This window comes from Halobacillus litoralis (assembly GCF_020524025.1).
Taxonomy (GTDB): Bacteria; Bacillota; Bacilli; order Bacillales; family Halobacillaceae; genus Halobacillus; species Halobacillus litoralis_D.
Map to the genome: position 1 here is coordinate 427566 of NZ_JAIVKN010000002.1, position 15732 is coordinate 443297.

Below are 15732 nucleotides of genomic sequence, written 5' to 3' on the forward strand. Positions count from 1 at the left end.
ATCTTCATAAGATACATAATAACACCAAATTTAAATATAGAAGTAGAAGGTCTATATCCAATTATAAAGTCTCTAGAATATTTCTTGCGACTATATATATATCATTCTGGCTGTTATATAGCTTTTGTTCTTGTAATGTGTTCAATAATTTTGAATCTATTTTCAAACTTTTTATTTCTTCCCAAGATAATAACATAAGATGATTATTATCTCTTAAATATTTTACAGTGTTATTATCCTCAGACATGTTATTCCTATCTAGTATTACTAATGGTTTGTTGTTAATTACTGCTTCACTTACTGTACTCCATCCTGCCTTAGATATTACTACATCCGCTGCACAGATGTAATTTTGAGATTCTGTGTAATTTTCAGGGATCTTATACACATTCGGAAGATCTAAGTTAAGGTTACTTGAAACTAGAAATATACAATCCTTATTATCCCATATTTCAAATGACTGTATGTCTTCTATACTTACTTTCATACCTAAACCAAAATAAACAATAGTTTTGGTTCTACTTGGATTCACTTTTTCTATTATTCTTTGTACTTCATTAAATTCTGAGGGCCTAGCTAACCATTTAAAATTATATTTTCCATGTGCTCCCCATAATGGTTCAAAATTTCCAGATAACGAATAGTAAAAATTCATATGTTCATAAGCCTTTTTGAAAACATGGAGGTATTCGTCACGAACTAATGAGTGATAAGCAGTATACCAAGTGAAGTTAGATATCCCAATACTAGGAATATTACATTTGTGAGCAGGAATAAAGGGAATGGGACTTATATCAGAAATTACTAAGTCTACGTCATTTTCTTTTAAAAAATTCAGTTCATCTTGTAACCGTAAATCCCAGTCCTTAATAAATCTTAAGTACTCCTCCTCTTGAGCATAGGAGTCTGGAAACATACTGTTGTGGTTTAGTTTGTAACCGATATCCGTCTCCACTTCACGATACTCTAATTGATCACTCTGTAAAGATGTTCTCAAAAAATCTATTGCAAATGAATGACATACAATAATCTTCAAATCTGATTTACTAAATTTAATTATTTCTCTTATGACTGCTATACTTCTTGTAGCATGTCCATATCCATAATCTGATATATAGTACACGATCTTCTTCATTATGAAGTTTATAGAATTACACTAGATTTAGATTGTTTAAATTGCGCTATAACATCTTCCCAGTCAAAATGAATTCTAATTACATCACCTTCACTAATACCTTTACCTGTTTGTACTTCAATAAATTCCAATTCAGATATTGCTTTCACTCCATGTTTTTTACCAGATGGTAGATGAACAACATCTCCAGCTTTCACACGTCTGATTTGATCATCTATTACAAGTTCTCCCTCGCCTTTTACAATAGTCCAAACTTCTTCTCTTAAATTATGGTAGTGATAAGTCGAGTTCTTCCCTTTTTCAATACATATTCTCTTCGTAACCATTTCTTCTTCGTTATCATAACTAGAGTAATCCAATACTCGGGACCAACCCCATATTCTTTCTTCATACATAGGTCTCTGATTAAACCCTTTAATAAATTCTTTGATTTTAGGACTGGACTCTTTATTACTTACTAATATTCCATCAGGACTTGCAGCAACTACTAAATTATTTAATCCTAAAACTGTTACTGGAATATCTAATTCATTTATAAGATGAGTATTTTGTGATTCCTCACAAATAACACCCTTCCCTACTTTGTTAGTAGCCATTTCTTCTGTTAAAGTGTTCCACGTCCCTAAGTCTTTCCAATATCCATCATAAGGAAGAGCCACTATACTCTCGGCCTTTTCTACAACTTCATAATCAAAACTAATTTTAGGTAATTCTTTATATGATTCATTTAACGTGTTGTAGTCTATTGGCATGTTTTTTTCTTTCATCAAGTCAAATAAATAGCCTAATCTAAAAGCAAAAACCCCACAATTCCATAGAGCATTATTTCCAATGAGTTTTTTAGCTTCCTCTTCAGTTGGTTTTTCTGTGAAATGATTGACCTCTACATAATTGTCATGCCGTTTACTAGGAACTATGTAACCATATTTAGAAGAAGGATATGTAGGTTCAACACCTATTAAAGCTAAATCAGCTTTAGTCTGATTAATCACTTCCTCCAGATTTTTTACTTTTTCAAAAAATTCATTTTCAACAAATGGATCTACAGGAAGAACCACAATCATTTCATCTTCAGAAGTAGATTCAAAAGAATTAATGTACGAAGCTGCTAATGCTATAGCAGGGAAGGTATCTCTTCTTTCGGGTTCAGTTACTACAGGAACATCTATACCCAATTGATTATGAATCATTTCTTTTTGTACTTTTGAAGTTGCAATAGTTGTAGATTTATCTAATCCAGCTGTTTTAATCTGCTCCCAAACTCTTTGAACCATTGATTGTTTATTTCCTGAACTATCCTGTAGCATCTTCAAAAATTGCTTAGATCTTGTATCATTAGATAAAGGCCAAAGTCTTTTACCAGACCCACCTGATAACAAAATTAACTTCATAATTCGCCTCCATTTATGTTAATTAGAATGAGTTTATTATCCTATATACTTAAAATGTTAAAATTTACATGAAAATTATCATTATAATTGCATTCAAATTCTACCTCCATCAAGTGGAGATGATATTCTAAATAAGTTTTATTGGCACATTCATAAGTTAATTATTTAAATAGGATCAAACTTAGAATTATTTTTATTCTCTTTGTAATTAGTGAATATTTTTTTATTACTATAAGAAATATTTATATCTTTCTTTGAATAACTATAGATCAGCAAATAAATAAAAGGGAAACAAGTTAATTTATGTCTAAAGTATGAACCATAATCAGGTTCAAATATTCCTTGTGCAATTGTAAAAGCCCATACTACTAATGCACAAATGTAAACCTCAAAATTAGTTTTTCTGAGTTTTAAACCTTTAAACATCAATAATGTAACTATTAATTGAAAAATAACAAAAGGTAAATATTTAAAGGATGTAAGCAAATTAAAAGGGAATAACAACCTAATAAATATTGTAATCCTATTAGAAATAAATCCAATAAATGAAGAATCATTAAACCATAGATGAATCCACGAATCTGTAATGCTAATAATACTAGTAGCTCTTGCTTTGTATAACAACTGGAATGCAGGAGTATCAAATAAAAACAGTGCAATAGTTAATAAACTACAATATCCTATAATTATTACCTTCCGATTACCTTTTGCTAGTAGATGTAAAGTAAATATACCCATAAATAAAACAAAATAATATCTACCAATAACGAATCCGTAGATAGTAAACATTAGTATGATAATAAACAAAAACGTTTTGTGTTTTCTTCCAATTAATAGGTATACACATATCATAGATATATAAAAAGGAATAATTTCTTTTGTAGGTACTGCGTAAAATGAAGCAAATAAGATAAATAATACTGATAGAGGGATTAGAGTTACTAGGTTTATTTTTACAGGTTTAAATTTCCACATTAATCCTATAGGCAACATAAACAGAAAATAGTAAACAATATTTGTAAAGTGAAAAGGTGCATCTATAGAAAATGCGTATCTAGAAACATCAACCCCCATAGTTTTTATGAAATTAGTAATGGGTAGAGTTAACAAATTTGAGGATTCAAAAGAACCTGCATCAAGACTTGGCGTGGAATTCATTAATGTATAACTATCTATATAAAATTTGTGATGGTTTATATAAGGATTAATAAACATAAAAGCTAAGCCACCAAGTGAAAGTAACATGAAAAATAAAATGCTATTAATATGTTCTTTTGTCAATTTACTCCACCTGCTTTACTACTATTTCTGTCCTTGAATTTGTAAGTAAGAGTTTTTTTATAATAATAAATCACTATATTCCGTATCAATTTTCTTTACCATTTGCGAGCTTGTAAACTTCTCTGTAAAGATATCATACCCTTTGGACCCTAACTCTCTGCACTTAGACTTTTCTAAGTTTTCCATTATACCAGCTAAAGCACCCTTTTCTAAGTTAAATATATATCCAATATCATTGGTACCAACTATTTCAGGCAATGCACCTCTATTACTTACAATTAAAGCACATGAGTGTTTCAATGCTTCTATAGATACAATTCCAAATCCTTCCCATCTAGAAGGGACAACAACTACATCAGCCTGTTTATAATATAAATTCAATAAGTTGTTACTAACCCACCCATATTCATAGACATCAGATGGAATGTCCACACGAGATGACCCTAGAACATAATCACCAATTAAGTGCAATCTAATATTGGAAGTGGTTAATGTTTTATACTCCTCAATTAGGTAATCAATCCCTTTTTGAAAATCAAACCTTCCAACAAATAGAATGTTTATATAACTCTTTGAAAAATTTTCTAAGTCTCGAGTGACCGGAGGGGGACTTACCTCACAATTACTTTGTACTGATATTCCATTATATACAACTACACTCTTTCCTTTCCCAATACCATATTTTAATGATTGTGTTTGTTCATAATGAGAAATGTTTATTATTCTATCAGTAACTTTGCTTAGTAGTCTTTCAGTTTCTTTATACAGTAATTTCTTGAATTTACCAGTTTCCATTAAAAAGGACCATCCATGAGAACAATATAGTATTTTGTAATTATTAGTTTTCTTAAACAAGGCTAAAACGCGTACAAAAATACCAGGAAAAGTTGAGTGAAGATGAATTACGTCAGGCTTAAATGCTATAATTTGCTTGTGGATATACATTATAGCTTTGACTATATATTTTAGATTTCTTTTATGGTAAGGATAACTAGCAATATTTTTTGTATAGTCTAGATTTTTTATTTGCTCCTCAGGTAATACCACTCTAACATTTTCATATCCATATGCTTTGCATTGATGACTTAGTAATTCATTTAAATGCGTTGCCACTCCGCCCTTAATATTCTCACATACGTGTAGGATTTTCATAGTTAATATACTCCAATATTTTTATCTTTATTCATTCATCTTATGGTGGTTTTTTTCAGGGATTCCCAATTCACCCCTAGCAATTCACTTAATTTAAACAAAACCATTTTCAAAGAAGAAATACATAAAACCAACATAATATACCTTAACTTAACATTATTATAAATGCTTATTTTTATATTTTCTTTTTCCTTATTTATAATATCTTTACTAGATACTCCCCCATCTAAATATTTAACGATATATTTATTAATGGTTATAATTCTATAATCATTTTGAAAAATATTTAGTAATAACTGTCTATCTGCCTTGATTTTATAATTAGTGTCAAAAAGAAAGCGTTTTTGTAGTTCGGTTTTTATAACATAACCTTGGTGACAACCATATGTTTCATAATTTACAATATTAAGGTGCTTATACTTCCCGATAACTTCTCCGTCGTAATTAGCAACCTTAAATAACAAAGTGTCAGGAGACTGATTCTTTATTATTTCATTCTCTATTTCATTTAAAACTGAGCTTGAATTTAAAAGATCCCCACTGTTTAAAAAGATAATATATTCCCCATTGCTAACTTTAGTAGCCTTGTTCATTGCATCATATATTCCATTGTCTTTTTCAGATATATATACATCGAAATTTTTCTTGTACTTATCCAGTATATCGAGTGTTCCATCAGTGGATTTACCATCAATGAGAATATATTCGTAATTTTTATTTTTTTGTGCTAAAACACTTTCAATAGTCTTTTCAATATTCCCTACATCGTTATATACGACAGTGACTATAGTAAAAAGTTTTTTTCTCATCCACCGACCACCTTGTAGACATCATTTACTTCTATTGCATTTTGAGAAGATGTATATTTGTTAAATGCCTTTATATAATTTTCATCTACTTCTTTATTAGTATAACCCTTTTCATATGCTTCAATGGCATTCTCAAGTACATTTGCTAAAGCTTCATAATCGTTTTTATCGTAAAAATATGCATTCTTTGTACTTACTAATTCTAAAAATGCAGCACAATTAGAAACCACTAAAGACATTTTAGAAAACATTGCTTCAACTAACGTCCTTCCAAAAGCTTCATTCAGAGAAGGAATCAAAGCTATAGAACACTTTTCTCTATATGGATTCAAATTATTAACGTAACCTAAAAACTCTACGGTATCTTCTAATTGATATAACTCAACTAACTTTTTGAGTTCATAAAAAGCTTCGCCTTCTCCAGCTATAAAAATTCTTATTCTTTTTTTATATTTCTTAGAGAGAAGGTTTATAGCTTCGATAGCATGGAAGTGTCCCTTTTGCTCACTTATATAGCCTGATAGTAAAATACCAATCCTATTTTCATTTTTATTTTTAGAAGATGTAATGTCTGCGGAGTCTATCCCATTGTATATTGTTTTCATCTTTCCTATATCAAAACAGTGTTTATATTTTTCGTTAATTGCATTGGAAATACTAATGATTTTATCAGCATTATTCATTACATTAATTGATTTTTCTTTGTTTATAAACTCTAAGTTATAATCCTCTTCTAAAAATTCCCTAATATGCCATATATGTTTGCTATTGTTAGCAGACGCTATTATAGCCCCCATATTAGTACATGAAGAATTTGAATGAATAATATCATACTTCTTAGCCCTAAACTTTAATTTAACACCTATACTTGATACTAATAAAAAAAACTTTCTAAGCGCTAGTTTTAAATTTTTTTCGTTAGAACTCTTAACCCAATTACAGTAAGGAAAGATAGTATACGGTATTTCCATTTCTTTTAGATGTGTCTCTAATTCGCCTTTCTTTGGAAGTAAAACTTCTACCTTATTACTTAGTCCTTGCAAGTGACTTATCAATTTTAACATAGACTTATTAGCCCCATACATACTACTATAGTGAGTTACGAAAAGTATCTTTTTCATTTTGCTCAACTTTCTCTATATTTTTTTTAAGTAATTCTATAGATCTTCTTTTACCATCTAAGACTAGTTGATTTACTTTAGAATAATCTATTTCTTTTTCAGATTTAATATTTGTATCTTCATACATGATGTTAAATCGATCAAGTATATCATAAACTTTATTAGTCTTATTATCTCTTACTAAGAACTTAAATTGTTTGCTGAAGTTAAGTGAAAATAAAACGCCATGATAAAAGTTTGTATATACTTTTACCGCATGCTTTATTAAGCTTAAAAAATCAAATGGATCAGCATCTATAAAGTTAATATCTGCAACTTTATTAAAATAGCCAACTGAGACTATCTTAAATTTATTTTTACTTTCTCTAATGACTTCTTCTTCTTCCTGGGTTAATTCTCCATATATTAACACATAATCACTATTAATTATCCTTTTTTTTGCAGAAGGGTATGAAATTAAAAAGGTCGGATCCAATACTAAATTAGAGTTAGTATAACATTCTTTTTCTAATAAATTTATTGTGTTTTTATCCCTGGCAAGAATAACCAAAAACTCTTTAAGGAGGTTAGAAATTTCATGTGCCTTCTCTCCAAAAGAATTAAGACTTCCTACACTCGCGGCATAACTTAATTTAGGTACATTAGAAAAATTCAGAAAATATGATTTATCAAACCCTCTAATTGAATCAATATTCCAAATCTCATCACTACCTGTAATGAGCAGGTCATACTTCACATTGGATAGGTGTGTGTTACTACTATACCTCTTCTTTGAAATAGAAATATTCTCTTCCATAAATTTATTCATCTTCAACACTTTTTTTCTATTATTTAGCAATTGTTTATTTAGATAGTTAGCACGCAAGTAAGTAACTACGGCTTTTTTGGGTCTATAGTCTATTATTTCAGCATTAAAACCTTCATCATTAAGAAATTTTGATAATGCATATGCTTGTAGAGTAGCACCGAAATTTGTAGTGTGATGGTACGTAATTATTCCTATTTTCATCTAAACCTTAACTCCTTATATATTTCTTCCGTGCCCAAACGGTTTGACTTAGCTATATTAATTTTGTCTGGCAAGTTACCAACTGAGATCATAAGAATAATGTTTTCATATTCAGGAATATTCAAATGTTTCTTAATTTCTAGGTCTCTTTTTGCTGTAGTTGACCAATTTAAAGGACAAGCCCCAAGCATTTCTTCATGTAAGCCATATAACAAAGACATAGTAAAGATTCCGCCATCTATAAATGATTGATTTCTTTCGTTTCTTCCATTAAAAGATCTAATATCTGAGGTTACAACCAATAAACAATTTGCAGAGCTACCAAACCCTCTATTACCACTTTGGTAACTTAAAGCTTTTTTAATAATTTCTTTTTCAAAAGTATAGTAAACTCTCGATGATTGTCTATTACAAACTGATGGTGACTTTTGAGCAACCTTCACTGCATTTTTAATCTTTTGAGGATTTATTGGTGTGTCTGAATAATGTCTAACACTATGTCGACTTTGAGAGAAAACAGAAAACCGATCTTTACTTTTTTCTTCAATCTCTTCTCTTGTATACTCTATTATTCCACCTATACTATCTTTTTTCATTTGAAACTTATCTAATTTAGGAATAAGCCAATCGACATTATACTCTTTTACTAGATGATAATCCACATAAGATTGTAATGTAGCTACGGCTGATTTATATTCCGTACAGTTTTTTTCGTAGTTATATTTATCAAATTTCTCCAAGTTACTAAGGAGTTGATTTATTACTCCTACTCCATAACCTAACCTTGTCTTTGGTAGTGTCATTCCTTTTTCAACGACGTGATATTGTGCGGTAATTCTAGCTTTTAATTGTGCTTCTCTTTTTTCTGATAGATTTAATCCTGAGTATTTCTTGAACCTCTTGAAGTCGTAAAAATAATCAGACATTAACTGGATTTTTTTCAATCTAGTCTTAACGCTATTTGGAATAAGTGATTTTATCAATTCTTGAGCACCTTCTTACTTAATAGTTCAACCAACTTGTATGGTGACTTAGACATCATTTTAAAAGCAATTTGTGTATCCTTAAAGAATAGATTTAATATATAATAAGAAAAACAATATGATATTACAGTGGCAGTTGCTGCACCTACCCCTCCATATAATGGGATTAAAAAGAGGTTAAAGATTATATTTAAAATAGCTCCACCTAAATGAGATAATAATGAAAGCTTTAACAACCCTTCTGCAATAAACCACTTACTTCTAATTGCTCCCCAAAAAGAAAAAATCAGTCCAAATACATGGATTTGTAATATAGATTTAGCTTCACGATATTCTTCCCCTAAAATTAACGGTATTACAGATGAACCTAGCAATATAATAGGGATAATTATAATTGATAAACCAAAAATAACCGTGTACAGTTGTTGCATATTATAGTTGAACTTTCTTTTGTCATTTTGAGATTGAATTATCTTAGGAAAATAAGCTACAGCTATTGCTTGGGGGATAAATATCCACATTTCTGAAATTTTTGATGCTAACGCATAATTACCAACTGCTGAATTACCAGCAATGAATTGAACCATTACTTGATCAATTCTTAAATATATAACTGAACCTAATATTGAAATTGCTAATGGCCAAGATTCTGCCAATAACCTTTTCGCAATATTCAACCTAAATTTCAATGCCCTTAATCTTCCATTTATCTTTCTATAGGTTATAAGATATTTCATATACATTACTATATATTCAAAAATAAACACACATGATATAATCAGTAAACTTTCCGTTATTGTAAGAATGACGATTTTAAATATTACAAAAAGTAAAGTGTTCTTAATTCGTATCCTACTTATTTCTCTAATCCTTTTCTCAGCCTGGAAATATAGATCTATCACTTCTAAGCTTTGAAATACTACTAATAATCCAATAACGAAATAGTATATGATAGGGCCACTATCGTTATAAATAAACCCAAACAATATTATTGATATATATGATACTAATGACATAAAGAATACTATTGCTAGAGTTGTACCTATTAATTCGTTTCTTTTGTCAGGGTATTTGACTAGTTCCCTGGTTGTTATCCCCATTGTCCCAAGGGTTGATATTCCTTGCATAATTAAAACTAACGACATGATAAAATTATATTGTCCGAATTCTTCCGCTCCAACAGCACGTGCAAAATATAAGAACACTAGAATGTTTAGGGACATTCTAATTAACTTATCAAGCATTAGCCAAGTTGCATTATTATTGCTTTTATCTTTCAAGAAAGAAAGTAACTTGCCTTTATTCATCCTTCTTAAATTCAGCCTTTACCATCTTCCTAACTAATTCTTCAAATGAAGTAGTTCTAGGGTTCCATCCTAACAATTCTTTTGCTTTACTTGGATCGCCTAGTAATTGTTCAACTTCCGCAGGACGGAAAAAGTTTTGATTTACTTCTACTAATGTTTTTCCATTTTCACGATTTATACCTTTTTCATAAATACCTTCTCCGTGCCATTCTAAATCAATTCCCGCGTGCTTAAATGCTAACGTAGCAAACTCTCTTACAGTATGCATTTCTCCCGTTGCAATAACAAAATCTTCCGGAATGTCATGCTGTAACATTAACCACATACACTCCACATAGTCTTTCGCATATCCCCAATCCCTCTTTGCATCAAGGTTTCCAAGATATAATTTATCCTGTTTGCCTTTAGCGATCCTAGAAGCAGCTAGTGTTATTTTCCTTGTAACAAAAGTTTCCCCACGCCGTTCCGACTCGTGGTTAAATAAAATACCATTGACGGCGAACATCCCATAAGATTCTCTATAGTTTTTTGTAATCCAAAAACCGTATATTTTTGCTACGCCATAAGGAGATCTTGGGTAGAATGGCGTTGTTTCTTTTTGAGGAACCTCTTGCACTTTTCCGTATAACTCCGAAGTTGAAGCTTGATAAACCCTTGTCTTTTCCCCTAATCCTAATATCCTTACCGCTTCTAGAATTCTAAGAGTTCCCATCCCATCTACATCTGCAACATATTCAGGTGTATCAAAGGACACTTTAACGTGAGACATAGCTGCCAAGTTATATATTTCATCTGGTTGAATTTCACCTATCAGTCTAATTACATTTGATGTATCTGTTAAATCACCATAGTGAATATGAAAGTTTTGACTAGATTTTAATTCTTCAACATACAAGTGTTCTATTCTTTCCGTATTAAATGAAGAGCTTCTTCGAACAATACCATGTACCTCATAACCTTTTTCTAATAGTAATTCTGCCAAAAATGATCCATCTTGTCCTGTAACCCCTGTGATTAATGCTGTTTTCATAGTATCCTCCTGCTATTTGCTTTCTATTTTTGTCTCTATATTATTTAAATACCATTTGTAAGCTTCCTTAATGCCGTCCTCAAGTGTGGTTTGAGCTTCCCAACCCAAATCATTAAGTTTAGTGACATCCACCAATTTTCTAGGTGTTCCATCTGGTTTTAATGTATTAAAAGTAATCTGTCCATCAAAACCAACAATATCTTTAATAGTAGCCGCTAAATCTCTTATAGATATATCGTGACCCACGCCAATATTAACAATTTCATTTCCAGAATAGTTCTGCATAAGGAATATAGTTGCATCTGCTAAGTCATCAGAGTAAAGAAATTCTCTCTTTGGAGTTCCTGTTCCCCATATCTCAACACTTGGTTTGTTTTCACTTTTTGCTTCATGAAACTTCCTAATTAACGCGGGGAGAACATGGGATGTCTTTAAATCGAAATTGTCATTCTCACCATATAGATTCGTCGGCATAGCTGATATGTAATCTGTTCCATATTGTCTATTGTAGGATTGACACATTTTAATTCCAGCAATCTTAGCGATAGCATACGGTTCGTTAGTTGGTTCTAGTTCTCCAGTTAATAAATGTTCTTCCTTCATCGGTTGGGGAGCATGCTTAGGATAGATACAAGTACTCCCTAAGAACAGTAGTTTTTTAACGTTGTTGCGATAAGATGCATCTATTACGTTTGTTTGAATAAGGATGTTATCTCTTATGAAATCTGCCGGAAACTCATTATTCGCTACTATTCCTCCTACTTTTGCTGCTGCAAGAAATACATAATCTATGTTTTCATTTTCAAAAAAATCCTTAACAGCATCGCGATCAGTGAGGTCTAACTCCTTACTGGTTTTATAGACTAAGTTCGTATAGCCTTCTCTCTTCAACTTCCTTAAGATAGCTGAGCCTACTAGACCTCTATGGCCCGCTACATATATTCTTGAATTAAAATCCATAACAGTCTTCCACCTTTCTAATAAGCATCCTTAGAACCAAATAAAACAAGAACGGTCTTAAAAATTAACTTCATATCTAAGTAGATGCTTCTTTCATTAATATACTTCAAGTCCAATTTCACCCAATCATCAAAACCTATACTACTTCTCCCACTAACCTGCCAATAACAAGTTAATCCCGGTGTAACAGTTAATCTTTGCTTCTCGTAATTGTTATACTGTTCAACTTCATTTGGTAAAGGAGGTCTTGGCCCGACTAAACTCATATCGCCTTTAAACACATTAAAAAGTTGGGGTAATTCATCAATACTTGTCCTTCTAATGAATTTTCCTACTTTAGTTATTCTAGGATCTTCTTTAATTTTAAAGACAGGACCATTAGCTTCATTTTGTTTCATAAGTTCAGCTTTCAGCTCTTCTGCATTTGAAACCATAGAGCGAAATTTATACATTCTAAATGTTTGACCATCTTTACCCACGCGAACTTGATTAAAGAATACAGGGCCTTTGACATCTTCAATTTTGATAAGTATACCTATCAATATAAATAATGGAGATAAAGCTATAATACCTAACGTCGCCCCTACTATATCCAGCAGCCTTTTTATTATCAAGTATAGGGCGCTATCCTTATTATCCATTTGGCTGGGATCTATTTGACTAGTGGTCTTTTTGGTATTCATTTGAGCCACGAAGTTCACCTACCTTCATTAAATTAGTTAAGAACCCCACTAAGCTCCTCAGATACTACAGGACGGCCAACAGAATGATATTCCACCTTATGTTTCCGCATCTCATCTAAGGCAAAGCAATTCCTACCGTCTATAACCAACGGGTAATTCATTGTAGAAAAGAGGCTCAAATCTATACTCTTTATATCATTCCATTCTGTGAGGATTAAAGTGGCATCACTTCCCTCTACCGCTTCTTTTATATTATCGGAGTACGTAATTTCGGAGCTAAGAATATGTTTAGCGTTCTTAACTGCTATAGGATCATATGCTGTTACTTCTGCACCTTCTTCTATTAAACGATTCGTAACTACAATCGACGCAGCTTCACGCATATCATCCGTATTCGGTTTAAAAGCTAACCCTAATACTGAGATCTTTTTCCCTTTTATGTCAGGCATTCTTTCTAGTAACTTATCAATAATTAAACCTTGTTGCTTTTTATTGACATTTACTACACCTTTTAGCAGTTCAAAGTCATAGTGAACGTTACCGGCAATCTGTATAAGTGCTTTGGTATCTTTAGGAAAACAAGAGCCTCCATACCCTATTCCAGCCTGCAAAAATTGATCACCTATACGCTTGTCCAATCCCATACCTTTTGCAACATCTTCAACATTAGCATTCAGACGATCACAAATATTAGAGATTTCATTTATAAAGCTGATTTTCGTTGCAAGAAATGCATTTGATGCGTACTTAATCATTTCAGCACTCTTTACATCCGTTCTAAATACAGGTACGCCAAATGGTCGATTGATTTCTTCAAGGGTATCTCCAGCTTCTTTACTTTCTGTACCTATAACGATACGATCTCCATTGAAAGAGTCATAGATTGCCGATCCTTCTTTTAAAAACTCAGGATTAGAAACCACGCTGACCTTTACATCATTTCTCAAGTTTTTATGTAGGATTTCTTTTATTATAGTATTAGTACCTACTGGGACTGTACTTTTCGTAACCACAATGGTATCTTTTTCGATATTTGTAGCAATATCAAGTGCAACTTGTTTCACAAAATTCAAATTTGCTGAACCATCTTTATTCTCAGGAGTTCCAACGGCAATGTATATTACTTGAGCATTATTAAACCCTTCTGTATGATTCGTTGTAAAATAGAGACGACTTTCTTCTATATTCTTACTCATCATTTCACTAAGCCCTGGTTCATAGATTGGGGATATACCTTTTTGCATTTTCTCTACTTTTTCCAAATCAATATCTATACAAGTAACGGTGTGTCCTATTTCAGAAAGACTCACGCCGGTAACTAAACCGACGTAACCTGTTCCAACTACAGCTATCTTCAAGTGATTACCTCCAATGATGCTTAGTTCTTAACTTTTTGACGTATTAGTGAGTGCATAAGCTCTTCTACATCAGCACCTATTTCTTCATTTTTCAAAGCAAACTCAATCGTGGTTTTAATGAAGCCAAACTTCTCGCCTACATCATATCTCTTACCTTCAAAGTCATAAGCAAACACTTTTTGTAATTCGTTCAATTCTTGAATCGCGTCGGTCAATTGTATTTCACCGCCAGCTCCTGTTTTTTGTTGATCAAGAAAACCAAAAATTTCTGGATTTAATACATACCTGCCCATTATAGCTAAGTTTGAAGGGGCTGTTCCCTGTTTCGGTTTCTCTACAAAATTGCTGACCTGGTACCGGCGTCCTTCACTCGCGCTTGGATCTACAATTCCGTAACGGTGTGTATGATTGTCTTCTACTTGTTGAACTCCAATAACAGATGAACCCGTCTCCTCATACTGGTCAATCAGCTGTTTTAAGCATGGTGTCTCCCCTTCAACAATGTCATCACCTAGAAGTACCGCAAAAGGTTCATTTCCAATAAAGTTTCTCGCAGACCAAACGGCATGACCAAGCCCTTTTGGTTCTTTTTGTCTTATGTAGTGAATATCAACGTTGGATGTTTCGTTTACTTTATCAAGCAGTTCAAACTTTTCTTTTTTCATTAAGTTATCTTCCAGCTCGAAGTTATTATCGAAATGATCTTCAATTGCTCGCTTCCCTTTACCAGTAACAATTATAATGTCTTCAATGCCTGATTCAATGGCTTCCTCTACTATGTATTGAATGGTTGGTTTGTCAACAATCGGCAACATTTCTTTAGGCATTGCCTTTGTCGCTGGTAGGAAACGTGTCCCAAGCCCAGCAGCTGGAATTATGGCTTTTTTTACTTTTTTCATTAGTTACTCCCCTTTAATTTTATTAAATAAGTTTATATTTCACTAATATGGTATTAGTAAATTTCTATCTTCAGATACTTGTACACTTTCACTTTAATTTGATGATTTAAGCTAGAATAAGTCTGCTATTCAACTATCGCTATACTCAACCGTCTTTTTAAATTCATATAAAATGGGGTAAATACAGCTTGAATTGTGAGGGAATTTATTGCTCTTAATTTCCAATTAGAATAGATGGTCTTCATACTCTTACCCAACATCATCCATCTTGAACATGGGTACCAAAAATAACCATGGCTAATATAGGTTAATGTACCTCCCCCAGATAAGAAAATGTATAAAGTCTCTAGATAAAATGGAGAAGGCACAATAAAGAAGGACATCATTTCCCAACCATGCTCAGAGAACTAAAAATATGAAACTATTAGTTTTGTAACGTTTTTGTAACAAAACTTATTGTAACAGTTTCTATTGGCAGATTGAAGGGTTTGGTAGCATTATTTTACAAAGATTTATAAAAACTTTTTATCATTTAGCCGTATCCGCTTACATAGTGTTAAACTTTATAAAAAAATGAAGCAACCATAGACCATGACCACGACTATAGTTACTCC

General features: G+C 31.9%; 14 protein-coding genes. All 14 read right to left on the bottom strand.

The features are described from left to right. Nucleotides 1–61: 61 nt before the first annotated feature. Entirely contained in the window at nucleotides 62–1135 is a 1074-nt protein-coding gene (locus LC036_RS08705; protein WP_226581110.1) for a glycosyltransferase family protein, read from the bottom strand. 8 nt (nucleotides 1136–1143) lie between these two features. Next, a complete protein-coding gene (locus LC036_RS08710) occupies nucleotides 1144–2526 on the bottom strand; it encodes a sugar phosphate nucleotidyltransferase (protein WP_226581113.1) in 1383 nt (460 codons plus the stop codon). Nucleotides 2527–2691: 165 nt separating this feature from the next. Next, the gene (locus tag LC036_RS08715; RefSeq protein ID WP_226581116.1) at nucleotides 2692–3807 is read right to left on the bottom strand and encodes a hypothetical protein; all 1116 of its coding nucleotides are present in this window, start codon (nucleotides 3805–3807) and stop codon (nucleotides 2692–2694) included. A 57-nt stretch (nucleotides 3808–3864) separates the two neighbouring features. Next, nucleotides 3865–4959, bottom strand: coding sequence for a glycosyltransferase (locus tag LC036_RS08720; RefSeq protein WP_226581118.1), 1095 nt, complete (start codon nucleotides 4957–4959; stop codon nucleotides 3865–3867). Between the two features lie 35 nt (nucleotides 4960–4994). After that, entirely contained in the window at nucleotides 4995–5768 is a 774-nt protein-coding gene (locus LC036_RS08725) for a glycosyltransferase family 2 protein (protein ID WP_226581120.1), read from the bottom strand. Further along, entirely contained in the window at nucleotides 5765–6889 is a 1125-nt protein-coding gene (locus LC036_RS08730) for a glycosyltransferase family 4 protein (protein WP_226581122.1), read from the bottom strand. Before LC036_RS08730 ends, LC036_RS08725 begins: the two co-directional genes overlap by 4 nt. Further along, nucleotides 6858–7898: a polysaccharide pyruvyl transferase family protein gene (locus tag LC036_RS08735; protein WP_226581125.1), complete on the bottom strand. Its 1041-nt coding sequence runs from the start codon at nucleotides 7896–7898 to the stop codon at nucleotides 6858–6860. Before LC036_RS08735 ends, LC036_RS08730 begins: the two co-directional genes overlap by 32 nt. After that, complete coding sequence (locus LC036_RS08740; RefSeq protein ID WP_226581128.1) at nucleotides 7895–8824, bottom strand: nitroreductase family protein; 930 nt, start codon at nucleotides 8822–8824, stop codon at nucleotides 7895–7897. The genes LC036_RS08735 and LC036_RS08740 overlap by 4 nt, the downstream gene beginning before the upstream one ends. A gap of 53 nt (nucleotides 8825–8877) precedes the next feature. After that, nucleotides 8878–10188 carry a flippase gene (locus LC036_RS08745; RefSeq protein ID WP_226581132.1) on the bottom strand — a complete coding sequence of 437 codons (1311 nt, stop codon included), beginning with the start codon at nucleotides 10186–10188 and terminating at the stop codon, nucleotides 8878–8880. Continuing rightward, complete coding sequence (gene gmd / locus LC036_RS08750) at nucleotides 10181–11218, bottom strand: GDP-mannose 4,6-dehydratase (RefSeq protein ID WP_226581135.1); 1038 nt, start codon at nucleotides 11216–11218, stop codon at nucleotides 10181–10183. Before gmd ends, LC036_RS08745 begins: the two co-directional genes overlap by 8 nt. A 12-nt stretch (nucleotides 11219–11230) precedes the next feature. Continuing rightward, a complete protein-coding gene (gene fcl / locus LC036_RS08755) occupies nucleotides 11231–12178 on the bottom strand; it encodes a GDP-L-fucose synthase (protein WP_226581137.1) in 948 nt (315 codons plus the stop codon). 17 nt (nucleotides 12179–12195) lie between these two features. After that, nucleotides 12196–12819 carry a sugar transferase gene (locus LC036_RS08760; RefSeq protein ID WP_226582481.1) on the bottom strand — a complete coding sequence of 208 codons (624 nt, stop codon included), beginning with the start codon at nucleotides 12817–12819 and terminating at the stop codon, nucleotides 12196–12198. Between the two features lie 74 nt (nucleotides 12820–12893). Further along, entirely contained in the window at nucleotides 12894–14219 is a 1326-nt protein-coding gene (locus tag LC036_RS08765; RefSeq protein WP_226581140.1) for a UDP-glucose dehydrogenase family protein, read from the bottom strand. Between the two features lie 20 nt (nucleotides 14220–14239). Beyond that, nucleotides 14240–15118, bottom strand: a complete 879-nt coding sequence (galU, locus tag LC036_RS08770; RefSeq protein ID WP_226581143.1) for a UTP--glucose-1-phosphate uridylyltransferase GalU — start codon at nucleotides 15116–15118, stop codon at nucleotides 14240–14242. Between the last annotated feature and the right edge of the window lie 614 nt (nucleotides 15119–15732).